Annotated in this window: 18 protein-coding genes, 1 tRNA gene and 1 pseudogene; 10 read left to right on the forward strand and 10 right to left on the reverse strand. The window is 43.2% G+C overall.

The genetic code is table 11. The features are described from left to right. Nucleotides 1-94: 94 nt before the first annotated feature. Nucleotides 95-1,285: a proline dehydrogenase family protein gene (locus tag LN995_RS16975; protein WP_229962281.1), complete on the reverse strand. Its 1,191-nt coding sequence runs from the start codon at nt 1,283-1,285 to the stop codon at nt 95-97. Nucleotides 1,286-1,657: 372 nt separating this feature from the next. Here LN995_RS16975 and aroB point away from each other — a divergent pair, with 372 nt between their 5' ends. Together aroB and LN995_RS16985 are read left to right on the forward strand one after the other, a co-directional pair. Further along, entirely contained in the window at nt 1,658-2,695 is a 1,038-nt protein-coding gene (gene aroB / locus LN995_RS16980) for a 3-dehydroquinate synthase (protein WP_229962282.1), read from the forward strand. Further along, the gene (locus tag LN995_RS16985; RefSeq protein ID WP_229962283.1) at nt 2,692-3,939 is read left to right on the forward strand and encodes a 3-phosphoshikimate 1-carboxyvinyltransferase; all 1,248 of its coding nucleotides are present in this window, start codon (nt 2,692-2,694) and stop codon (nt 3,937-3,939) included. The genes aroB and LN995_RS16985 overlap by 4 nt, the downstream gene beginning before the upstream one ends. Before the next feature lie 50 nt (nt 3,940-3,989). Here LN995_RS16985 and LN995_RS16990 read toward each other — a convergent pair whose 3' ends face one another. From LN995_RS16990 to LN995_RS17015, 6 genes are all read right to left on the reverse strand, one after another. Next, nucleotides 3,990-4,766, reverse strand: a complete 777-nt coding sequence (locus LN995_RS16990) for an ABC transporter substrate-binding protein (RefSeq protein ID WP_229962284.1) — start codon at nt 4,764-4,766, stop codon at nt 3,990-3,992. A gap of 84 nt (nt 4,767-4,850) precedes the next feature. Continuing rightward, complete coding sequence (locus LN995_RS16995; RefSeq protein ID WP_229962285.1) at nt 4,851-5,087, reverse strand: hypothetical protein; 237 nt, start codon at nt 5,085-5,087, stop codon at nt 4,851-4,853. 101 nt (nt 5,088-5,188) lie between these two features. Further along, entirely contained in the window at nt 5,189-6,259 is a 1,071-nt protein-coding gene (locus LN995_RS17000; protein WP_229962286.1) for a M42 family metallopeptidase, read from the reverse strand. A gap of 111 nt (nt 6,260-6,370) precedes the next feature. Then, nucleotides 6,371-7,930, reverse strand: a complete 1,560-nt coding sequence (locus LN995_RS17005) for an acyl-CoA carboxylase subunit beta (protein ID WP_229962287.1) — start codon at nt 7,928-7,930, stop codon at nt 6,371-6,373. Between the two features lie 256 nt (nt 7,931-8,186). Continuing rightward, nucleotides 8,187-10,778, reverse strand: a complete 2,592-nt coding sequence (locus LN995_RS17010) for an ATP-dependent Clp protease ATP-binding subunit (RefSeq protein ID WP_229962288.1) — start codon at nt 10,776-10,778, stop codon at nt 8,187-8,189. A 113-nt stretch (nt 10,779-10,891) separates the two neighbouring features. Further along, nucleotides 10,892-11,497 (reverse strand): WbqC family protein, encoded by a 606-nt coding sequence (locus LN995_RS17015; RefSeq protein ID WP_229962289.1) that lies wholly within the window; start codon nt 11,495-11,497, stop codon nt 10,892-10,894. A gap of 185 nt (nt 11,498-11,682) precedes the next feature. Here LN995_RS17015 and LN995_RS17020 point away from each other — a divergent pair, with 185 nt between their 5' ends. After that, entirely contained in the window at nt 11,683-12,588 is a 906-nt protein-coding gene (locus tag LN995_RS17020; RefSeq protein ID WP_229962290.1) for a lysophospholipid acyltransferase family protein, read from the forward strand. Nucleotides 12,589-12,654: 66 nt separating this feature from the next. On the opposite strand, the gene LN995_RS17025 is transcribed toward LN995_RS17020, so the two are convergent. Then, nucleotides 12,655-13,281 carry an L-threonylcarbamoyladenylate synthase gene (locus tag LN995_RS17025; RefSeq protein ID WP_229962291.1) on the reverse strand — a complete coding sequence of 209 codons (627 nt, stop codon included), beginning with the start codon at nt 13,279-13,281 and terminating at the stop codon, nt 12,655-12,657. A gap of 279 nt (nt 13,282-13,560) precedes the next feature. On the opposite strand from LN995_RS17025, the gene mltG reads away from it, so the two are divergent. The 6 genes and pseudogenes from mltG to LN995_RS17055 form a co-directional block, all read left to right on the forward strand. Beyond that, nucleotides 13,561-14,583: an endolytic transglycosylase MltG gene (gene mltG / locus LN995_RS17030; protein ID WP_377468824.1), complete on the forward strand. Its 1,023-nt coding sequence runs from the start codon at nt 13,561-13,563 to the stop codon at nt 14,581-14,583. A gap of 96 nt (nt 14,584-14,679) precedes the next feature. Then, nucleotides 14,680-15,093: an acyl-CoA thioesterase gene (locus LN995_RS17035; protein ID WP_229962293.1), complete on the forward strand. Its 414-nt coding sequence runs from the start codon at nt 14,680-14,682 to the stop codon at nt 15,091-15,093. Continuing rightward, entirely contained in the window at nt 15,090-16,067 is a 978-nt protein-coding gene (locus LN995_RS17040; protein ID WP_229962294.1) for a YihY/virulence factor BrkB family protein, read from the forward strand. The genes LN995_RS17035 and LN995_RS17040 overlap by 4 nt, the downstream gene beginning before the upstream one ends. A 524-nt stretch (nt 16,068-16,591) precedes the next feature. Next, nucleotides 16,592-16,676 (forward strand) — tRNA-Ser (locus tag LN995_RS17045). Nucleotides 16,677-17,037: 361 nt separating this feature from the next. Continuing rightward, a complete protein-coding gene (locus LN995_RS17050) occupies nt 17,038-18,261 on the forward strand; it encodes an FUSC family protein (protein WP_229962295.1) in 1,224 nt (407 codons plus the stop codon). A gap of 67 nt (nt 18,262-18,328) precedes the next feature. Further along, nucleotides 18,329-18,897, forward strand: a pseudogene (locus LN995_RS17055) (pirin family protein); the annotation flags it as partial. Between the two features lie 5 nt (nt 18,898-18,902). Here LN995_RS17055 and LN995_RS17060 read toward each other — a convergent pair. Both LN995_RS17060 and LN995_RS17065 read right to left on the reverse strand, forming a co-directional pair. Beyond that, nucleotides 18,903-19,379 carry a hypothetical protein gene (locus LN995_RS17060; protein WP_229962356.1) on the reverse strand — a complete coding sequence of 159 codons (477 nt, stop codon included), beginning with the start codon at nt 19,377-19,379 and terminating at the stop codon, nt 18,903-18,905. 328 nt (nt 19,380-19,707) lie between these two features. Further along, nucleotides 19,708-22,173, reverse strand: a complete 2,466-nt coding sequence (locus tag LN995_RS17065; protein WP_229962296.1) for a TonB-dependent receptor plug domain-containing protein — start codon at nt 22,171-22,173, stop codon at nt 19,708-19,710. 449 nt (nt 22,174-22,622) lie between these two features. Between LN995_RS17065 and LN995_RS17070 the strand changes: the two genes are divergently transcribed. Next, nucleotides 22,623-23,012, forward strand: a complete 390-nt coding sequence (locus LN995_RS17070) for a hypothetical protein (RefSeq protein ID WP_229962297.1) — start codon at nt 22,623-22,625, stop codon at nt 23,010-23,012. Nucleotides 23,013-23,109: the final 97 nt, after the last annotated feature.

Genomic DNA, 23,109 nt, shown 5'->3' on the forward strand with positions numbered 1-23,109 from the left:
TGCATCTAAATCGCAACTCGAGTTAGCTATAATAAAAGCCTCGGTCTCAGCAATGTTGCTGAAGCCGAGGCTTTTGCATGTTCCTGTGTGGTGGTTATTTTTTAGCTTCTTTGCGGCGCTTCATTTCATTATGGATGAGAGTCAGTTCTCGGCTAGTCTGTCCGGCGATAGCTGTATTTTCATTCGCACGGCGCAGCAGGTAAGGCATCACAGCCTCTACTGGCCCGTAAGGAACATATTTTGCCACATTATAGCCTGCCTTGGCCAGGTTATACGAAAGGTTATCGCTCATGCCGTACAACTGCGAAAAATAAACGCGCTTATCACTTGGGGCAATGTTGTTTTCCCGCATAAGGTCCATTAGCAGATAACAACTGGCCTCGTTATGAGTCCCTGCACAGAAAGCTACGTGGTCTATATGCGCCGTACAGAAACGTAACGCATCATTATACATTTTGTCAGAAGCTTCTTTAGTAGAATTAATGGGACTTATGTAACCCTGTGCCTGCGCACGTTTCCGCTCTTTTTCCATATAGGCACCGCGCACTGGCTTTAAGCCTAACACGTATCCACCATCCAAGGCGTTTTTGTAATCACGCTTTATGGCGTCCAGGCGGTCGTGCCGATACATTTGATACGTATTATAAACGATGGCCTTCTCTTTATTGTAGCGTTCCATCATTTCGTAAGAGATATTGTCTATTGTTTCCTGAATCCAGCTTTCCTCAGCATCCACAAACACGCTTACATCAGCCTTATGGCATTGCTTGCAGATAGCATCTACTCGTTCACGGCCTCGCTCAAATGCACCTCGCTCATCGGTGGTTAGTTCCTCGCGTGCCTGAACCTTCTCCAGTAGTGTAGGGGCAATGAGGCCGGTTATCTTGAATACAGTGAAAGGAATGTATTTATTATTATCTCTGGCTTTTTCTACGGTTTTGATTATCTCGTCTCTTGTTTTGTCAAAGCTTGCTTCATTTTCTTCACCTTCTACTGAATAATCCAGAACGGTACCTATACCAAACTGACTTAGTTCTTCTATGGTCCGTTCTGCCTCCTGCAGATTCTCACCACCGCAGAAATGCTTGAAGATGGTCGGCTTTATAATGAATTTAATAGGCAAGTGCAGGTTAATAGCTGCATTAAGCAAGCCTCCCCCAATTTTAACAAATGCATTGCTGTTCATAGACTTAAACAGCAGGTATGTTTCATATAACTCAGCATCTGATTTAGATGCAAAAGCAATAGCGGTATTATCGAAAGATACTTGGGGAATAGTGTTCATTAGTAATGTTAAAAAAAGTTGCGCAAATATAGCGCAAAGCAAATGGTTAGCAATTGGTTGTTATACTTCTAATATGACTACAACGACGGGATTGAGCTCCTAAAGTTTACTTGAGAGATTTTTATTTCTCTTTAAATAATAAAAATAAAGAAGGTGGGGCATCAGGTAGCATAGTCAGCAATGTTATTAAGGATGCCTGCGGCAAAGCTTTAAGAGCGCAAAGCACAATCAAACTGGGCCATAAAAGAACATCAGGCTACGAATAAAAACAGATAATGCTATTTTTGATGTCGCTTTTTTCTTTTATTTGACTTTGAAGAGCTTTTGAAAGCTTGTAGATAACAAATGATATTAGCGTACTAAAAACATAGCGTGACAGAACATATACACATTGGCCATGATGCATTGCGGCGACTGGAAGAGTTATTGCAGAACCGCGCCTTTACAAAAGTAGCAGTACTAGTAGATGAAAATACTTTCCGCGACTGCTATCCGTTGCTAATGCCGCACTTACCTGAGCACGAGCTTATACAGGTAAAAAGCGGAGAAGCACATAAAACCCTTGAAACCTGTGCCTACATTTGGCAGCGCATGACAGAGCTGCACCTGGACCGGTGGTCGGTACTGGTGAACTTAGGAGGAGGCGTTATTGGCGATATGGGGGGCTTTTGTGCAGCCGTATTTAAGCGAGGCCTGCATTTTGTACAGGTGCCTACCACACTGCTGGCGCAGGTAGATGCCAGTGTGGGCGGTAAAACAGGTATTGACTTTGATGGCCTCAAAAATCATATAGGTGTTTACAAAGAGCCACGCGCTGTGCTCATTAACCCTGCTTTTTTACAGACGCTGCCACAGCGGCAGGTAAAATCAGGTTATGCAGAAATTGTAAAGCATTGGTTTATTGCTGATAAAGCTAAGTTCCAGGAGCAACGCCACATTGGGTTGTTCACAGAAGACTGGGAGGATCTGATACGACATTCCGTAGAAATAAAAGCTCAGGTAGTAAAAGCAGACCCTTTAGAAGGTGGTTACCGCAAAGTGCTGAACTTTGGACACACAGTAGGGCATGCACTGGAAACATACCTTATGGACCTGCCTGGCCGTGAGATACTACATGGTGAGGCTATTGCAGTGGGGATGGTTTGTGAAGCTTTCATATCTAAGAAAAAAGAACTGCTATCAGAAGAAGAGTTTGATAAAATTGAAACTTTTCTGGTATCGGTATATGAGAAAGTATCTATAACGGAAGAAGACATTAAAAAAATTTCTGTACTGGCGCTACAGGATAAAAAAAACACGCGCTCTACTATTAACTGTACCTTGTTGCAAGGGATTGGCCATGCTGTGTATGATCAGCCTATTACATTGCAGGAAATTGAAGAATCTTTACGTCACTACCAACTATCATGATATCATTTAAAGCCTTAGCCTCTCTTTCACTTACGCACCCTACAGGCATTCTTAAGGAAAGTATAAACTTACCTGCTTCTAAAAGTGAGGCCAACCGTGCCTTGATTATTGCTGCTTTGTCTGGTGAAGGAGCTGAGTTGCATAATTTATCGGAGGCCAACGACACTCAATTGCTTCAGCGGCTTTTAAAGAGTAATGAAGAAACAATAAATGCAGAGGATGCCGGCACAGTAATGCGCTTCCTGACAGGGTATTATGCCGTTACAGGACAGGAAAAGATATTAACGGGTACAGCGCGTATGTGTCAGCGACCGATAAAAGTGCTGGTAGATGCACTACGTGAACTTGGGGCCAACATAGAATACCTGGGCGAGGAAGGTTATCCGCCGATGAAGATTGGCGGTTTTAAAGGTAATGGTAACAACAAACTGAAAGTTCGAAGCGACATAAGCAGCCAATATATTTCTTCTTTGTTGATGGTCGGGCCACTGCTGCCGGATGGGCTTGTATTGGAGCTGGAAGGGAAGATTGGGTCTCGTCCTTATATAGAAATGACGCTCTCGCTGATGCGCCACTTTGGCGTGAATGCCGACTTTACTGGCAACACCATCACTGTTCCGCATCAACAGTATAAGTCAGCAAGCTACAGTATTGAACCGGACTGGTCGGCAGCAAGTTACTGGTACAGTATGGTTGCATTGGCACATGAAGCAGAGATTGATTTGCCTGGGTTGCGGGAACAATCTTTTCAGGGAGACAGTGCTATTGCCGGTATAATGAAGCATTTAGGCGTTTACACGCAGTTTACAGAGCAAGGTGTACGGCTGTCTAAGCGTAAGCATGAGCATCATTTCTCCTTCGACTTTTCCGACTGCCCGGACCTTGCCCAAACTATTGTAGCTTTGTGTGCTGCCATGGGAGTAACCTTGGAGATGACAGGTGTAGAAAGCCTTCGGATTAAGGAAACGGATCGTATTCAGGCACTACAGATTGAAATTTTAAGTTTAGGTTGCTCTTTGCAGGAAGTAACTGATGGCGTTTTCCGCCTGGAGTTAGGCCTAATTGAAAACGACAGCTTTAGCTTCCGTACCTATGAAGATCATCGGATGGCTATGGCTTTTGCTCCACTGGCATTACTTCGGCCTACCATTATCCAGGAGCCACGAGTAGTGCGTAAGTCTTACCCAAGATACTGGGAAGATTTACAAAAAGTAGGATTTGAGGTGACAGAGAGTGAAGAGTAAGGGACAAGCTAAAATGAAAGAGGGAGTAACTACTTATTTTACTCCCTCTTTCATTTTAGTTCTTGCTGTATCTCCTGTACTAGTTGCTGTAAATAAGCTGATGCATATAATAACCTGCTGCCGTACCAGCTAAACATCTCCCCATCAATAACTTTTATATGTGCCTGTGGGCACAGGGCCTTAAACTCAGCAATGTGCTTTTCTTTAAAGGGATAAGGCTCAGAAGACAAAAGCACAAGCTGTGGATTTGCCTGCTGAAGTCGTTCTGGCGTTATTTCAGGATAACGTGCTAACCCTGTGAAAGTATTAATAAAGCCACATTTTTGTAGTATGTGGTCAATAAAGTTTTCGTCGCCAACAGCCATATAGGGCTCTCGCCATATAAAGTAAACTGTGCTGATAGCAGGAGTGAATGGCTGCAGGTTATTAAAAGCTTGGGTAATAGATTGTGTTATTTCTCCAGCTTTAGATTCTGTTCCAGTCAGCAGTCCTACTTGCTGTATCATATGCAGCGCATCTTCTAAGGTATAAATATCGCTCATCCATACCTGGTGCTTTTGGCGCAGTTGCGCTACACCTTCCTTATAATTTTCTTCTTTATTACCGATGATCAGGTCAGGCTGTAGCTTATCAATTTTTTCAAAGTGAAAGTTCTTGGTGCCGCCAATGACGGCCTTCTGCTTTGTTTGTTCTTTGGGGTGAATACAAAATTTCGTTACGCCCACAACACGACTGCCCAGGCCCAGTGAAAAAAGAAGCTCTGTTTGCGAAGGCACCAGCGATATAATACGCTGAGGCACTTTCTGCAACAAAACCTGTTGTCCCATTTGATCGGTGAAAATCAATTTATTAAATCTAAGATGGAAATGATGAACAATAAACTGTGGTATAAGTTTTATATTGTAGCTGATCTAATGAAAGTACAGCCGCTTATATTCTTTCCACCCCCAAAAAGGTACAAAAGCTTTGAATGTTTCACTAACTGATAAGCCAACAGTTTTTCTGCGGATGTTAATAACTATGCTTAAGTGTAGGATGAGCGCCAGGAGTATTAAAGCTATGTTTTTCATTTCTCTGGACTGCAACAGGAACAGCGCTAACCAGAACCAGGGCAGAATCATTAATATCCAGAATGCGTAGCGGTTCATCTTGTTTCAAATTTATGCTCTAAGCCATTTATGAAAGAGATAAAATGAAAAACCTCCGGGGTGTTTATGCCCTGGAGGTTTAAAATATAGAAATGTGTTTACTAACTCAGGTAACGGAAATCCTGCTTGTCTTCTATCTTAAGCAGTGTTTCATAGATCATTTTTGTTACGTTTTCCACATCATCCTTATGTACAGTTTCTACTGTAGTATGCATGTATTTAAGTGGAAGAGAAATCAAAGCAGAGGCCACACCTGCATTTGAATAGGCGAAAGCATCTGTGTCAGTACCCGTAGCACGCGAAACAGCAGCACGCTGGAATGGAATACCCTTTTCTTGAGCTGTGTTGATAATCAAGTCCCGTACGTTGTTTTGTACGGCTGGGCCATAGGCAATAACGGGGCCTTTGCCACAGTGAATATCGCCACTGGTTTTCTTATCATACATCGGAGATTGTGTGTCATGTGTCACATCGGTGATAATGGCAACATCAGGTTTAATGCGGTGGGCAATCATTTCGGCACCACGCAAGCCTATTTCTTCCTGCACTGCATTTACAATGTATAAGCCGAAAGGTAATTGCTTATTGTTTTCTTTTAACATACGGGCCACTTCTGCAATCATAAAGCCACCGATGCGGTTATCAAGGGCACGGCCTACGTAGTAGCGGTCGTTCATTACAGTAAATTCGTCTTCGAATGTAACTACACAGCCTACATGAATACCCATTGCCTCTACCTCTTCACGGTTACTGGCTCCACAGTCTAAGAAAACAGTTTCTACCGTTGGGGCTTTGTCATTTTCAACTTTACGCACGTGTATAGCGGGCCAGCCGAAAACTGCTTTTACAACCCCCTTATTGGTATAAATGTTGACACGTTTAGAAGGAGCTATAAGGGCATCAGAGCCTCCATTTCTTCTCACGTAAATGTACCCTTCCGGCGTTATATAGTTAACAAACCAGGAAATTTCATCGGCATGAGCTTCAATCACTACTTTATATTCTGCCTCTGGGTTAATTACACCAACCACAGTGCCATAGGTGTCTACGAAATAGTCATCAATGTATGGCTTCATGTATTCCAGCCATAGTTTCTGGCCTTCTGCCTCAAAGCCTGTAGGGGAGGAGTTGTTTAGGTATTTCTGTAAAAAGTCAAACGATTCTTGTCGCATAGGTTTTAATTAGAATTTTTGATCAAGAGTTATAAATCAGCGGAAGCTAAAATACTACAAAAGGTATATGTACGTACACTTTTAAAATTGCAGATGTTCAATCCACAACTTTTAAAGAGGAATATTTCCATGTTTCTTTCGAGGGAGCTTCACAACCTTATTTTCAAGCATTTTAAAGGCTTTGATTAGCTTAGTACGTGTTTCTGACGGCAGAATTACTTCATCAATAAAGCCTCTGTGAGCAGCACGGTAAGGCGTGGCAAACTTATCTTTATATTCCTGTACTTTCTCTGCCAGCTTGGCCCCGGGGTTATCGGCAGCGGCAATTTCGCGTTTAAAAATGATTTCAGCAGCTCCCTGTGCACCCATTACAGCAATCTCAGCAGTAGGCCAAGCGTAATTCATGTCAGCGCCAATGTGTTTTGAGTTCATCACATCGTAGGCACCGCCATAGGCTTTTCGGGTAATAACCGTTATGCGTGGAACAGTAGCTTCGCAGAATGCATACAATAGCTTTGCTCCATTTATGATGATGCCCCGCCACTCCTGGTCAGTGCCTGGCAGGAAACCGGGTACATCTTCCAGCACCAGCAACGGAATATTAAAGCTGTCGCAGAAACGCACAAATCGTGCTGCTTTGGTACTGGCGTTAATATCTAACACACCTGCCAGCACAGCAGGTTGGTTGCCCACAATACCAATACTACGGCCACCTAACCGGGCAAAGCCTACCACAATGTTTTCTCCGAAATTTTTATGTACTTCAAAGAAAGAATCCGTGTCGATAATACCATCAATCACCTCACGCATGTCGTAAGGTTGATTTGGATTTTCCGGGACAATAGTATTTAGTTTCTCACGGTTTTTGTCAGCGGCAGGCTCATAAGGCAGGGCAGGGGGGAGATCTTCGCAGTTTTGTGGAATATAACTGAGCAACTTTTTGATGTAGTTGATGCACTCTACTTCGTTAGCACAGGAAAAATGGGTAACGCCACTTTTAGTGCTGTGAGTGCTGGCACCCCCAAGTTCTTCAGAAGTAACGGTTTCATGCGTTACTGTTTTTACTACATTAGGGCCGGTTACAAACATGTAAGAGGTGTTCTCCACCATCATAACAAAATCTGTAATGGCAGGGGAATATACGGCACCACCTGCACAGGGGCCCATAATAGCAGATATCTGTGGAATAACCCCAGAAGCTAGGGTGTTGCGGTAAAAGATATCAGCGTAGCCACCTAATGATACCACTCCTTCTTGTATGCGGGCACCACCAGAGTCATTTAAACCAATAAGGGGAGCTCCGTTTTTCATCGCAAGCTCCATGATCTTTACAATCTTTTCTGCGTGTGTTTCAGAAAGAGAACCTCCTAATACAGTAAAGTCCTGAGAATACACATAGACCAGCCTGCCATTTATAGTGCCATAACCTGTTACGACACCATCACCTAAATAATACTGCTTGTCCAGCCCAAAGTCTTTAGAGCGGTGCATAACAAACTTTCCAATCTCTTCAAACGAGTCCTCATCCAGCAGAAGGTGGAGCCTTTCCCGTGCTGTTAGCTTGCCCTTCGCATGTTGTGCTTCTACTCTGTCGTGCCCACCTCCTAACAGTGCCTCGGCATTCTTACGCTCCAATATTTCTAATTGGCTTTTTCTGATTTCTCCTGCCATGCAATTTCTACAACTAGGTTTAGTTTGTTAAAAATTGTTCAAATCACAATTTAATAAAATTACTGTACAAAGTGCAGGAGATATAGGGAATTACTATGCTGCTAACAGAAGCTTTAATCTCTTTAGATTTGGCTTTTATAATTTGTCATACACAAAAACAGATATACAGTTCTTTTAATTGACAGGAAACAGCAAACAGGCAAAAAAATAAGGGCTGTCTAATTAGACAGCCCTTATTTTTATACTTTAATATATATTATTCTTTTGTTTTATCTGAACCTGAAGACTTGGTTGGTTCTGTTTCCTCTTCGTCTGAAGCGCCTTGTGGTTTTGTACCGTCGCTTTTCTCAGATTTAAAAGTTAACTGCTCTTTGCCTTCTTCATAGTCTACCATGATCATGTCGCCTTGGTTTACTTCTGCTTTCAGTATCTCTTCCGCAATAGGGTCTTCGATATATTTCTGAATAGCTCTGTTCAACGGACGGGCACCATATTTCTGATCATATCCTTTCTCAGCTACAAAGTCTTTGGCTTTGTCTGTCAGCTGAATGGAATACCCAAGTGTTTCTACACGAGCGAACAGTTTTCCAAGTGACAGCTCAATGATTTTGTGCATATCCTCACGGTTAAGCGAGTTGAACACAATCACATCATCCAAACGGTTCAGGAACTCAGGAGAGAATGTTTTTCTCAGGGCACTGGCAATAGTACCTTTCATAATCTCATCCACATTCTCCTGCTTAGTTTTAGACATGAAACCTATACCAGCTCCAAAATCCTGCAGGTCACGGGCACCAATGTTAGATGTCATGATGATGATCGTGTTACGGAAGTCAACCTTACGGCCTAGTCCGTCTGTCAGAATACCATCGTCCAACACTTGTAGTAACAGGTTATACACGTCTGGGTGCGCTTTCTCAATCTCGTCCAGCAATACCACAGAGTAAGGCTTACGACGGATTTTCTCTGTCAACTGGCCACCTTCTTCGTAACCGACATATCCTGGAGGCGCTCCTACTAAGCGAGATACGCTGAATTTCTCCATGTACTCACTCATGTCGATACGCACCAGTGAATCTTCTTTATCGAACAGATAGGTTGCCAGTACTTTGGCAAGCTCTGTTTTACCAACACCTGTCGGACCAAGGAACACGAACGAACCAATTGGTTTCTTAGGATCTTTCAGACCAACACGTGTACGCTGTATGGCTTTTACTAACTGACTAATCGCTTTATCCTGACCAATTACTTTACCTTTCAGTTCTTCACCCATGTTAAGAAGTTTGATGCCTTCTTTCTGAGCGATACGTTTTACTGGAATACCTGTCATCATGGCAATAACTTCTGCCACATTTTCCTCTTTTACAGTATAACGCTTCTTCTTTGTTTCTTCTTCCCAGTCTTTTTTAGCCTGTTCAAGCTGGTCGATCAGTTTTTTCTCTTTGTCACGCAGTTGAGCTGCCTCTTCATATTTCTGGCTTTTCACTACGCGGTTTTTCTCGCCCTTGATGTTTTCAATCTGCTCTTCCAGCTTCAGGATATCATCAGGAACAATAATGTTATTGATGTGCACACGTGCACCAGCTTCATCCAGGATATCGATTGCTTTGTCTGGAAGGAAGCGGTCGCTCATGTAGCGGTCACTTAACTTCACACAAGCCTCAATAGCTTTGTCTGTATAGTTTACGTGGTGGTGATCTTGGTACTTATCTTTGATATTGTTCAATATCTCAATAGTCTCTTCCGGAGTAGTAGGGTCTACCATAACAATCTGGAAACGACGGGCCAGGGCACCATCTTTCTCAATGTACTGGCGGTACTCGTCCAGCGTGGTAGCACCGATGCATTGGATTTCGCCACGAGCAAGCGCAGGCTTGAACATGTTAGAGGCATCCAGAGAGCCTGAAGCTCCACCAGCACCTACAATTGTATGCAGCTCATCGATAAACAGAATAACATCCGGAGACTTCTCCAGTTCGTTCATCACGGCCTTCATACGTTCCTCGAACTGGCCTCTGTACTTGGTGCCAGCCACTAAAGAAGCAAGGTCTAATGTAACCACACGCTTGTTAAACAGCACGCGGCTTACTTTCTTCTGCACAATACGTAGTGCAAGACCTTCTGCAATGGCTGTTTTACCAACACCAGGCTCACCAATCAGGATCGGGTTGTTTTTCTTGCGGCGGCTTAGAACCTGAGCCACGCGCTCAATTTCTTTTTCACGTCCAACTATCGGGTCCAGCTTGTCTTCTTCTGCCAGCTTTGTCAGGTCGCGGCCAAAGTTATCGAGCACTGGTGTGCGGGATTTCTCGCCTGCCTTCTTGCTGGAGCTACCAGAGCGCGAAGAAGAACTGCCAAACAGTTTGTCTGAATCATCAGAATCATCTGTATCTGATGATGCCAGCGGATTATTGCTATGATAATCCAGAGAATCTCTTATTGCTTCGTAGTTCACGTTGAATTTCCCTAAAATTTGTGAAGAAATATTGTCTTCATCCCGTAGGATGGATAATAGGAGGTGCTCTGTGCCTATGATATCGCTTTTGAAGATTTTTGCCTCCAAATATGTGATTTTAAGCACCTTCTCTGTCTGTTTGGTAAGCGGAATACTGCCAGTAATATTACTGCCCTGTGTAGCTGTATTTCGTGTAGCCTGTTCTAAAGCGTACTTTAACTCATCTATCGAAACGCCAAGCTTTTTAAGCAGAGCTATGGCTGTACCTTCTCCTTCCCGAATCATGCCCAGCACCAGGTGTTCTGTCCCGATGTAGTCATGCCCAAGTCGAATAGCTTCCTCACGGCTGAGCGAGATTACCTCCTTCACTCTGTTTGAGAATTTAGCTTCCATGTATACTCTATAAAATATAAAAGTCTTTAATATTGTAATTGATTGCGGCTTACTTGATACTGCCCTGTTTTAAAACAAGCTGTGTAGTGCAATTGTTCATTTATAACAGCGGCTTATTGCAGGAACGAAAGTGATGCGGGCCCCTGTGTAAACAACAAGTCAATTATACTTAACTCTGATACAAATTGTTTGCCAAATACTTGGATATAAGGTTTTACGTGCAAATTGTCAGGATAGATTTTAGGATGTACCTTATTTCTTAGATCAAGTACGTTATCTGGCGCTTCTGTTACGTACGAATCTGTAAAATTTAATGGCTTGTTAAGCTTTAGTAATTTAAGATAAAGTCGTAACAATTCAATGTTCAAGTCAAATAAAAATTTTGGCTGCCGCTCATAAACTTCTCTTATATAATCACTATAAAATTCGAAGTAAGGAGCTTTGCCATAGGCGGCCTGTATAGTACGCCAGTGTATGTTATACCACTTCTGGCTATAATCTATCTCAATATCGGTTATTCTGATTTTGTCTTTGCTATTGCCCCGAAGTACTGGTATACTTAGTACCTGCAAACCTTGTGCCGAAAGTACATGACAACGGTTACGATAACTTTGTTTTATATAATTTTCGTGCTGTTCTACCAGTAAACTGTCGGCACGCAAAGCATGCCAAAAAAAATGCACGGGAGGGTTGTATTGTAACTCGGTAAGTAAAATCAATTTTTAATGTGTTAAGATTGTAAACTAGGTACGGGCAACAAAGCATCATAAGTACTTTGTGCAATACCAACCTTTTCTGTGTTTTGTACTCGGGTGTCCTTGTCGTTTATACGCTAATTAAGCACGAAATCTCAAATTTCATAATTGAGGTAGAGGTTGTACCTTTGCCTGGTACTTTAGCGATTGTGAAGAAACCAATCAAAATACCTGTTTTATATTATCCGCTTTGGGTCTTGCTGAAAGGCTTGGCCGCTTTGCCATTACCTGTGCTTTACATGATAGGTGATTGCTTATACGGATTACTGTATTATGTAGTAAAGTATCGGAAGAAGGTGGTGCTTCAAAACTTGCGGAATAGTTTTCCGGAGATGGGCGACAGGGAGATAAAACAAACCACTAAAGCCTTTTACAAACAATTTATGGAGGTGGTTGTAGAGATACTGAAGCTGGCTTCTGTCAGTGCGGCTGGAATGCAGCGGCGGGTGTCTTTTACGAATCCGGAGGTACTGGAAGCGTTTGTGAAGTCAGGGCAACCTGTTATCATACTAGGTTCACATTTAGGTAACTGGGAGTGGAGCTTATCAGCAGCGGCGCTGCAATTTAACTTTCCGGCTGAAGGTGTCTATAAACCTCTTAAAAACGAGTTCTTTGAGGAGTTTATGTTGCACACCCGCAGCCGCTTAGGAGCCCGCCTTATTAAGATGAAAGATACGTTACGGGATTTTATCAGATACCGGCAGGTACCGCGTGTAGTAGCATTGCTTTCGGACCAGACGCCTCCTTTTGGTGAGATTCATTACTGGACTACTTTCCTAAACCAGGAGACGGCCTTTTTTGTAGGAGCTGAAAAGCTTTCTAACATGTTTGGTCATCCGGTGCTGTTTTTGGATGTGAAGCGAATCCGACGCGGGCATTATACTTTAACCTTTGAAACCATAACAGATGGAGTGCAGAAACCAGCAGGGGTAAAGGGTGAATACCCGATAACAGAGGTGTTTGCTAACAAACTGGAAGCGTCCATACGTCGGTCTCCCGCCGATTATCTGTGGACACACAAGCGCTGGAAGCACAAGCGGCCGGTTATGGATTAATATTATCCTTAGGAGCTGTGTGTAAATCAGAGATCAATAGTTCTTGACCTCTGATTTATAGTTTGTTTACATGTATTGCTCAATATCCCCGGCCCCTGCTCTGATAACTTCAAATTCATTAGAAGCATCCACTACTGTAGAGGCAGTATTATTGCCCGGGCCTCCATCAATTACCAAGTCAACTAGGTTGTTATACTTTTCATAGATAAGTTCAGGGTCGGTACTGTACTCCAGTATTTCGTCATCGTCATGAACAGAGGTGGAGATGATAGGGTTACCAAGCTCCTGCACCAGCCCAAGCGATATTTTGTTGTCTGGCACTCTTATGCCTACTGTTTTCTTTTTAGAGCTACCATACTTAGGCACCTTGCTGCTTGCTTCTAACACAAAAGTGAAAGGACCGGGCAAGGCCTTTTTCATCACTTTGTAAGTAGTTGTATCGACTTTAGCATAATCAGCAATGTGGGTAAGGTCATAGCAAATAAAAGAAAGATTTACTTTGTCAGGTTTTACACCCTTAATCTGACATAATCGCTCCACTGCATTCTTATTGTGTAAATCGCAGCCTAACCCATAGATAGTATCAGTCGGATAAATAATTACACCGCCATTGCGCAGAATTTCTGCAGCCTCCCGAATCTTTCTCTCCTGCGGGTTGTCGGGGTGGATTTGCATTAAAGTTGCTTTACTCATAGTTCATTCTGATTTTATTATACTAGCGAGGCGACACAGCTTAAAGCTAAAAGATAAGCCCTTATCGGAATATTAAAATACCTCTTTTAGTGTTTTATGGTTGCAGCTATTCAACAAATCGATTAATCACTTTCTTAAAATTAGAAACATGAGGAAGATAAGTATTAATTTTGGCCTTTAAAACATAGCGGTAGCGGAACTAACACCACACATCGCACCTTTACCAATATTATGGCTAAGAAAGTCACTACTATCAAAAGAAAGAGAAAAGAGAAGAGCATGCTGGTTCCGATGCTGACAGCATTGTTCTTGTTCCTGTTTGTTAGCTTCTCATATTATGGCTATCAGATTGTGTACACAGCTAATGTAGACACAAAAGATCAGGACACTTATGTGTATATTCCGACTGGTGCCACCTATGAACAGGCTTTGGATTCTGTGGAGGCAACAGGTACTATTATTGATAAGCTGTCGCTGCGCTTTATGGCAAAGCTTATGGACTATGATAAATCGGTAAAGCCGGGGCGTTATAAAATAGAGAATGGCTGGGGAAACCGCCAGTTGATAGGCAAGCTTCGGTTAGGAGATCAGAACCCTGTAAAGCTTACTTTCAACAATATTCGCCTGCGTAGCCAGTTGGCGGATAAACTAGCAATAGAGGTTGAACCGAGTGCGACAGAAATTGACCAGTTGCTGAATGACCAGGAATACCTGCAAACCTTAGGCTTCGACACCACAACTGTAGTGAGTATGTTCGTGCCTAACACTTATGAGGTGTACTGGACCACTACAGCCAGAGAGCTTATGGAGCGTATGAAGACGGAGTATAATAAATTCTGGACGGCCGATCGTAAAGCCAAAGCAGAGGAACTGGGGCTTACTCCAAAGGAGGTGTCCACACTAGCCTCTATTGTGCAGGCTGAAACTATAAAGAATGACGAGAAACCAAGGGTGGCGGGGGTATACCTTAACCGCCTTAACAGAGGCATGTTGCTACAGGCTGACCCAACAGTGGTTTTTGGTGTGGGCGATTTTACGATACGTCGGGTACTGAATGTGCATTTGCAGCATGATTCACCATATAATACATACATGTATAAAGGGTTACCTCCTGGTCCTATTAATGTTCCCGCCATTTCCAGTATTGATGCCGTACTGAATCCGGAAAAGCATAATTACATTTATTTCTGTGCAAAAGAAGACTTTTCAGGCTACCATAGCTTTGCTGTAACACAGGCAGAGCATTTAGCTAATGCGCGTCGTTACCAGCGGGCGCTCACAGAACGTAATATACTGAAGTAAGGAAAAGACAGAAGGAGAGCCTGCTGCGTTTATATTAGCGTTGCAGGCTCTTTTTTTATACTTTCGCTACATATCAACCTTAAAAACTAAAAAGCAGTGTTTGAATCAGAAGTGCAAATACGCGTAAGATATGCCGAAACAGACCAGATGGGCTATGTATACTATGGCAATTATGCAGCTTATTATGAGGTGGCGCGTACCGAAGTCTTCAGGAAACTTGGGATACATTACAAAGAGATGGAGGAAACAGGCACCATGATGCCTGTGCTGGAGTTGAAGTGTAAGTACATTCGCCCGGCTAAGTACGATGACTTGCTTACGATAAAGCTGTTGCTTAAGAAAAAGCCAAATGGATCTCGGATACTGTTTGAGTACGAGGTGTATAATGAAGAACAGACGCTCCTGAATATAGGTGAAACCACCATGGTTTTTGTAGATATGAAATCCGGCAGGCCAACAGCCGTGCCGGAGCTTATTCATGAGAAGTTGGACGCATATTTTAGCGAATGAAGTTTAACAAGGAATATCTTAAGCGCCGAAGAGCCTACCGGAAGCTGATTGTGTTCCTGAAGAGGGTACGTTTTAACAACGGGCAGTCGTCGCTTTACGATGTGGTTGATGTACTTATAGCAGAGCTAATGCAGGACTCTGTTACTAATCGTGCCTCGTATATGGCCTTCAACTTTACGCTGGCTGTATTTCCAACTATCATCTTTATTTTTACCCTCATCCCTTTTATTCCCAGCGTGTTCTCGCTAGACCTTGGGCAAAGTATTCTTAATTTCCTGACAGACTTCCTGCCTGAGGAAATGTATTCGGTAGCCTTCACGACTATTGAGGACGTTATTAATACGCCACGGGGAGGCTTGTTGTCTTTTGGTTTTCTGTTTGCGCTCATTCTCTCTACCAATGGTATTATGTCGCTGATGGATGCCTTTGATAAAAAATATCAGACATTCTACAAGCGGAGCTATTTAAAGAAGCGGATTATAGCTACTGTGCTGACAGCGGCATTGTCATTTATATTATTTTTTGCCGTTGCTATGATTTTCTTCGGGCAATGGATGCTGGACGTGCTGGTGTTTTATGAAGTTGTAACGGAAAGCTACACGTATACTCTTGTTACCATATTAAAGTATGTGGCCGTTATACTGCTTTTCCTGCTGGCTACCTCTCTTATTTATTACTATGTGCCTGCTGTGGAAGATAAATGGCCTTTTTTTTCGGCAGGATCTGTCGTGGCTACAGGATTGATTTTTGTCGTATCAATGATTTTCTCGCTTTACATCAGCGCCTTTGACACCTATAATAAGTTTTATGGCTCCATTGGCGCTCTGATAGGCCTGATGATCTGGCTCGATTTTATATGTATGATTTTGATATTAGGCTTTGAAATAAATGTGAGTATGGATGCTGTAACTAAGCGCATCATGCGCAACAAAACTAAAGGTGATGAAAAGACTGGGCATAAGGCTGTCTTTTAAGTGTTCAATCCCGGTAATACATTAGGCAAAGTTTACTACATCTCTGATACCTGTTGTTAAAAGCGTTGCAGGCACACTCGCAGGTACCGTTATGCAGTACAGGTTAGCTTAAAGTCAGTTAATGTTAATTTTAACAGAAGTGAGTATAAACTTAGTGCGGTGCCTTTTGTTTCTTTAGACAGCAAAACTGAAAACAAAGTTTTCAGTTTGAGCAGGAGACAATGAAGGTAGCTCTGCTCCTTATCATAAAAAAGCTAAACAACAGCAGCTTATTAAACCTAAAGACATGACGTATACTCTAAAAGGGAAGAACACGCAGATTAAAGTAGCTTTTGAAGAATTAGAGTGCTTAAAAGCAGTTATTATGTACAGCGCGTGAATGCCAATGTTTTTGTAAGGCTGGAATAATTATTTTATTTTGAGGATCAGTTAGTTGTGTGCTTTTATTCTTAAAATAAATATTTTTTTTGCTGTATCACTTTGATAATTCAGTACAAGCCTATACTTTTGTATCCGAAATCGTTAGAGAGTTGGCGGAGTGGTCGAACGCGGCGGTCTTGAAAACCGTTGACTGTAACAGGTCCGGGGGTTCGAATCCCTCACTCTCTGCAAATAAAAGCCTCAAATAGCTAATCAGTAGCATTTTGAGGCTTTTTTGTTTTAGAGTTTGAGATGTGTAGTTCAGAGTTTTCCTTCATAGGCAATATGGTATTCAGCATCTGTCAATGGAATTAATAGTCATGAATGGAAGGTTTTTTTATAAAGGAGTAAAGAGGTTATGTCATTATACTTACTACATCATGTTGTGTAATTGCATTTATTACTTTAGTATAAAATAATTAGTATCCTGTGAATCACATATTGCTGAAGAGAAGGATAGATGCAGTAATTAACAGAAGTAAAGATCCTGCTTCAGCCATAGTAGAACCAGTTGTTGCTGCCTTCAGTACTCTATACATCTTCTCAGGCGGTGAAACTGTTCTTTGAGTTTCTGAATGAACCTACATGCTTCCCTTTAATTGTTTCTCCCGGTTTACACGTATGTAGGTACCCTGTCTTTGAGCTGAACCTGATACATTTAGATGTGATGATGATAAAAGAAAAGTCTGGGAGGGCGCTCAAGAGTTTAGTTACGCTGAATGAAGGCCCGTGGAGGTGGTCTGTCGGCGTTCAAGCGGGCATAGCTATGGGCTTGCCGATAGGCCTGTGTTACCAGTCGCTGGGACTTATTGCCTCGCTAGGCGGCTTTACCGCGCTTTATTGTGTTTCTTTGCCACGGAAAGAACGTATGCGAATCCTTCCGCTGATAGCGATTGGCTTAGTGCTTGTATCTGTGCTGGGAGTGCTGTGCTCGGTGAATGTGTGGGTAAGCCTGGTTTGTCTTTTAGGGGTAGCTGCACTTGCCTGTCTCCTCACGCTGGGAGCAGGGTTAGGTCCTCCTGGCTCGTTGATGTTTGTCCTGGTGTACTCGGTAAGTGGCCACATAGCAGTCAATAGCCACCAAAGGGGAATGGCATTAGGTGTGGCTACTATCCCTATGCTAGTCGCTACGGGGGCAATTCTGGCTTACTTGGTTGTGCTTGTTTCGCTTGTGCTGCCATTTGGGCGGAGGCATAAGAATATCCCGGCTCATCATCCTGATTCACTTATCCGTGTCAAGCTTAACAGGGAAACTGTCTTTATCACATTGAAGGTTATCGCGGGGGTAGCGGTTGCAGGTCTGGCAGGGATAGTGTTCGGTGCCACGCGCTCCTACTGGATTGTTATTCCCGCTGTCGCCGTTTTGCAGGTGAGTCACAACAGGAGACATACCACCGTACGGGCATTTCATCGGGTAATGGGCACTATAGTGGGCATCTTATTTTTCAACTTTCTGGCAGAAGCTGAACCCACTGGCATGTGGCTCGTGGCCCTTATTATGTTTCTGCAATTTGCTCTTGAAGTGGTTGTCGCAAAGAATTATGGGTTGGCCCTTGTTTTTATCACGCCGCTGGCACTAACTATCTCTACGGCAACAAAGCAATCAAGTAACCTTGCTTTCTCCGTTCGAGAGAGGGCTGTTGACACCCTTCTTGGAGCTGTGATTGCCATGATTGTATTCTGGATCAGTGAGATCATTAATACCAGGAAAACTAATAAGAGAAAGACGGTTGAAAAAATACTGAAGAGCGTATATAATGGCTATATTATTTGATTCTCATTAGCATTCTTGCCAATTAGCTTTTACGTCTTTTATAAGAAGAGAACAATATAAGGTTGTTATGTTGGATGTAGTCATAGAAGCTCGTAAAGCATCCCTGGCACCAAGGATGGATGTGCGCCGGATTCTTCCTTTTCGCTTGCGCCGGATGGTAGGCCCCTTCATATTTATGGACCATGCAGGCCTGGTGGATTTGCAGCCTCAATTAGTCACTTCTATGGATGTGCTGCCTCACCCGCACGTAGGCTTGTCTACTGTCAGTTATTTGTTCGTAGGGCAGGTCACCCACCGCGATACGCTGGGGGTGGAGCAGGTGATCCGTTCGGGAGAGGTAAACTGGATGACGGCCGGAAGCGGAATTGCCCACTCTGAAAGGTTTGAAGAGCCTGCCGCCCTGGCAGGTGGAACCATGGAAATGATTCAGACTTGGGTGGCCCTGCCGGAAAAGATGAGGAGGTCGCGCCTTCCTTTGATAATTATCAACCTCAGCAGCTACCTGTCTTTACAGATACCGGGGTGTGGATGTGACTAATAGCGGGAGAGGCCTTTGGGTTGAAAAATGGAGTAAGGACACACTCGCCTTTGTTCTACCTGCATGTAGTGCTGGAGCAGGGGGCTCGCTTTCAACTCTTTCTTTATGAACTTAATCGGAACTGTGTAAGCGAGGCATATACTTCTCTGCCACTTACATCTGGAACAATGATAAGCTCTATTATGCTCACTGCATTAATTTTAACAGCATACTCTTCCAACTCCTCTACAGTATGCGGAGGACTAAAGGTATATTGCTGTCGTACGATCTTCTGGTAAGATTGGTCGCCAGCGGGTAGCCAGCGCAACAGGAACTCCTGGGTTCGCTCTACCTCTTTTTCATGAAACACAAGCTGAATCCGCCTGATCTGGTGTGGTTCATCAAACACAATTCGGATTGTCTGCTCTCCGGGCTGTGCCGCTATCCAACCTGCACCATTATTGGATACTAAAGCTGACTCAATGGGATGCGCCTTCGCTTCAGATGTAAATTCAATCTGAGCCAGATGCTCTAGATCCAGCCAGCTTTGCTGACCAGCAGGTGCCTCCTTAAGTTCCTTATCAATTATTTTTTTGCGCATGAAGTCTTACATTTATATGATTACAATACTAAATCACTCAACCGGCTGCAATGTTTATAATTAAGTAGCAAGACAGCATACTACTGTGTTTTACTCTAACGGTAACTTAAGGTTTACAGGAGCTTTTTGAAGTTTTGTCTCCGAACAATTTCAGCCTTTTTAGTAAGAGCTAACCTTGAGCTAAAAACGGTGAAGCTACTCTGAAATTGGTACATATCGAAGCTACATAATGGTGAGTGAAAAGCTCTTTTTGTAAATAAGTATTGAAGACAGATAAAAAGAAAGCCAATTGCTCTTATAACGACTGGCTTTCTTTTTATCTGTAGTGTTATCGATTTAGTTTTTTACTATCAACGTCAAAGGTTAAGGTTCCTCTGCCAGGTTTGCCCTCATCTGAAATTCCTTCTGCAATAACTCTATAAGTGGTATTGCGGTCTGCAGTATAAAAAGTTACTGTTGCCTTTCCGTTTGCATCTGTTCTTACACTTGGGGTCCAATAGAGGGTGGTTCTCAGGTCTGGTGCATCACTAGCTGAATTTTGCTCATCGTAGCGAGGGCTATAAAATTCTCTCACTTTGCTATAGCCTTTGGCTTGGTGAACAATAATGTAAGTACCGGGCTCTACTTCCACTTCCTCCCCGCCGCCACGATTAGTGAAGAAGGCAATCACTCCTCCGGAGGCCCGCCCGCCATAAATACCGGCACTGGCACTACTCTTCAACACTTCAATCCGGCTGATATCGAACTGACTCAGGCTTGTAAGGGAAGCTTCTGAAACAGGAATACCATCTATCAGATATAGTGGTGGCGCCTGTTGCCCCCGAATGCTGGCACGGAACTGGTTTGGTCCAGAGCGAAAAACCTGTAAGCCTGCTACCCGTCCCTGAAGGCTTTCCAGGATATTGCCGGATGGTGCAACAGGCAGTTCTTTACCGATTAAGACAACATCCGCTTTCTGGTGTAGCTTAAACGGCACGTAAACATCTTCTTCCCCCTGAATGTCAATTTCAGGAAGAAGAATACCTTTTAGGGTGTAGGTTTGGTTGATATCTGTTACCGAAGCAATTTGCTGATTATTGGCCTCTACATACTTTTGCTTGATGGCAGCTAAAAGGCCATCTGCCTGTGGTGCAAAAGTAGCAGGTGCTTGTGGTATGAAGTCGTTTTCATCTATTACAACCTGCAGGTGCTTACGTCTTCCTCTGGCATCAGTTCCCTGTACGACCATATTCACATCGCCTGTAAAATCAAAGCCCCTGAAGGCAAACGCTCCCTCACGATTAGTTTTTGTGGTAATAAAAGCCTGATGCTGCCCCTGCAGGTACAATAGAGCTTCTCCGTCTGCAACAGGTTTACCTTTATCAGTTAATAATTGCCCGCTAATTGTGAGATCATGTTCACTTGGATACTGTAATGCAGGAAAAGTGCCTGTTACAGCTTCTTCCCAGCTAAAGCGGCGCCAGCCCTGTGTCATGAGCAGATATTGCAGTGCTTCTTTCCTTTGTGGATTACTACTTTCAAAATAATAACCAGGCTGTTCCACACGACCACGCAGGTCGGATGTCAGCAGCAAGTAGCTCTTAATACCGGGCCCATTTTCATTTTGCTTTACCAACTCAGTATCTGTGACGGCCAGGGAAAAATCAGTAGCTACAGGTTTGCCGTCCTTGCCTTTAGCTTGTAGCTGCAATGTTACTTGTTCTCTTCCTTCGAATGTTGCTTTGTTTGCAGTTAGCGTCACATCAAGATTATCATGATGATTCACGAATACCAGACGTTCGGCTAGTGGTTCTCCATTTGTGCGAGCTAAGTTAAAACGGGTAATACCAGTTGGAAACTGTGATGTGAGTATTTCCTGGCGATATGCTTGCCCCGGCTGTAGGGTAATGGTCTGGGAGTATTGTAATGCGTCCTGGCTGATGCCGGTTAGCACTAAAGGCTCCTGATTGTTTACATTACCCGACACCATAACGTGAAAGCTCTTTTCGTCGGCTGCTTCATCTATCCGCAGGACATATCCTTTTGCCTTAGCTGCTGGTAAGGCGTATTCCAGGGTTTTGCCATTCTTGGTTTTTATTCTGGCTACATAGGCGCGTCCCTCCTGAGGCTGCAGTTCGAAGGCACCCATACCAAGGTGCGTGTCCCTGAAATCTAAAATTTCCCGGCCCTGATCATCTAAAACGCTACCTGAAACGGTTACTCCATTTCCTCCCGGCCCTGTTGCTTTGAAGGCTACTCGGCTCAGAAGCCCCTGTACCATATCGCCTCCTTCTGGGAAAAGCTGAAAATCTATGTCCTGTGAAACGGCTGCGGCTGCTTGCTTTGTACTGTTCTTGCCGGGCCCAAATACGTTTACAGGTTTGTTGAAGAAGGAGCTTTCACCGAAATTGCGCATCCATTGGGTATAGGCTGAAAGCCTGTAAGTGCCTTCCGGTAAGCTGTCCGGCAATATCATGTCACCTATTGCTTTTCCATTTGCTGCTTTGAGCGTCAGGCGGTGAACAGGTTTATTGTCTGCATCAAGCAAATCAACGTAAAGCACACTGCTTTTAGCTGAAGGACGTAACGTAGCGGCATCCACTACATAACCCTTCAGCCATATAGCCTGCCCAGGCGCATAATAAGGCTTATCTGTCTGTACATATACCTTCTCTGGGGCATATTGAGAACGGAAAGTATTTAAGTAAGATGCCAGCCTCTTGGGCAGGTCGTTCTGCGGGCTGATAAATGCCATAGATGCCAGCAGTAAAGCGGGCACAAAGTATAGTAAATATCTATATTTAATCCGGTTCATATCTTGCTGTATTAATATTGTATTTTGTGTAGTTCTATTTAGGATACATAAGGCAAAAACTGTTCCTTAATATAATTTGCCTTATTTTATTGTATAGATTTACGTTAAATAAAGATTAGGTATCTGTGTTTAATGCAAGATATGAAGGAACAGGTAATTGCCACATGTGTAACCTAGTACTAAAGGTGCTTTCTTGTACAGGACTTATAATTAAGTTAGCTGCTCTTCCTTGACCTTAGAAAATATCCTCCTGAGACACCTTTTAAAGTACTTCTCCACTAATCTGAGTAGGGTTTACAAAAATTGTATGTGCTGAGCGTGCTTTTGTACGTATTACTATTTATATCGTGTGATGAAACAGCATTGCGCAATAAACCCAGATGTGCATTAAAAGTACAATAGGCTTAATTAGCGGGTTAATGATGGACAAACTTAAATTTTAGAATAGAATGGCAGCGGGTATAACATTGGATAGTTTTTTAGATACGAAGGAGAAGAAGTTAGCCTTTTTCCAGAACATGCTTTTAGTAGCGATAGCAGACAGGTACATTGATGAGATGGAGAGTGACTTCCTTCTTTCGATAGGGCAGCAGTTAGATTTATCGGAAGAGGACACACTCCCTATAACAGATAACCTCTCGTCGCTTTCTTTTATCATTCCACAAGATGGGCTTCAAAAGACCCTGGAATTGCAAGCATTGGTGATGATGGTGTTACAGGATGGCGAAGTTGAAGAAAGGGAATACAACTTATGCCTGGAATATACGCGCCAGATTGGCTACAGCAAAGAGATTCTGGATGAGCTTATTTCTAAACTGGAGAAGAAGAAGGCAGGATAAACAAGCAATAGAGTATTCAACAGCTAAGGCAACCATAGGAAAATTTGCCTGCTATAGCAAAAAGGCGCCCCATACAGAATGAGGCGCCTTTTTGCTA

Source organism: Pontibacter silvestris, assembly GCF_020907275.1.
In the GTDB taxonomy this organism is placed as follows: Bacteria; Bacteroidota; Bacteroidia; order Cytophagales; family Hymenobacteraceae; genus Pontibacter; species Pontibacter silvestris.

Excerpts from the sequence above, each read along its gene's own strand:
- LN995_RS16975 (WP_229962281.1), bottom strand. The coding sequence starts at position 1,285 with ATGAACACTATTCCCCAAGTATCTTTCGATAATACCGCTATTGCTTTT.
- LN995_RS16985 (WP_229962283.1), top strand. The coding sequence starts at position 2,692 with ATGATATCATTTAAAGCCTTAGCCTCTCTTTCACTTACGCACCCTACA.
- LN995_RS16990 (WP_229962284.1), bottom strand. The coding sequence starts at position 4,766 with ATGGGACAACAGGTTTTGTTGCAGAAAGTGCCTCAGCGTATTATATCG.
- LN995_RS16995 (WP_229962285.1), bottom strand. The coding sequence starts at position 5,087 with ATGAACCGCTACGCATTCTGGATATTAATGATTCTGCCCTGGTTCTGG.
- LN995_RS17000 (WP_229962286.1), bottom strand. The coding sequence starts at position 6,259 with ATGCGACAAGAATCGTTTGACTTTTTACAGAAATACCTAAACAACTCC.
- LN995_RS17005 (WP_229962287.1), bottom strand. The coding sequence starts at position 7,930 with ATGGCAGGAGAAATCAGAAAAAGCCAATTAGAAATATTGGAGCGTAAG.
- LN995_RS17010 (WP_229962288.1), bottom strand. The coding sequence starts at position 10,778 with ATGGAAGCTAAATTCTCAAACAGAGTGAAGGAGGTAATCTCGCTCAGC.
- LN995_RS17025 (WP_229962291.1), bottom strand. The coding sequence starts at position 13,281 with ATGAGTAAAGCAACTTTAATGCAAATCCACCCCGACAACCCGCAGGAG.
- mltG (WP_377468824.1), top strand. The coding sequence starts at position 13,561 with ATGCTGGTTCCGATGCTGACAGCATTGTTCTTGTTCCTGTTTGTTAGC.
- LN995_RS17040 (WP_229962294.1), top strand. The coding sequence starts at position 15,090 with ATGAAGTTTAACAAGGAATATCTTAAGCGCCGAAGAGCCTACCGGAAG.
- LN995_RS17060 (WP_229962356.1), bottom strand. The coding sequence starts at position 19,379 with ATGCGCAAAAAAATAATTGATAAGGAACTTAAGGAGGCACCTGCTGGT.
- LN995_RS17065 (WP_229962296.1), bottom strand. The coding sequence starts at position 22,173 with ATGAACCGGATTAAATATAGATATTTACTATACTTTGTGCCCGCTTTA.
- LN995_RS17070 (WP_229962297.1), top strand. The coding sequence starts at position 22,623 with ATGGCAGCGGGTATAACATTGGATAGTTTTTTAGATACGAAGGAGAAG.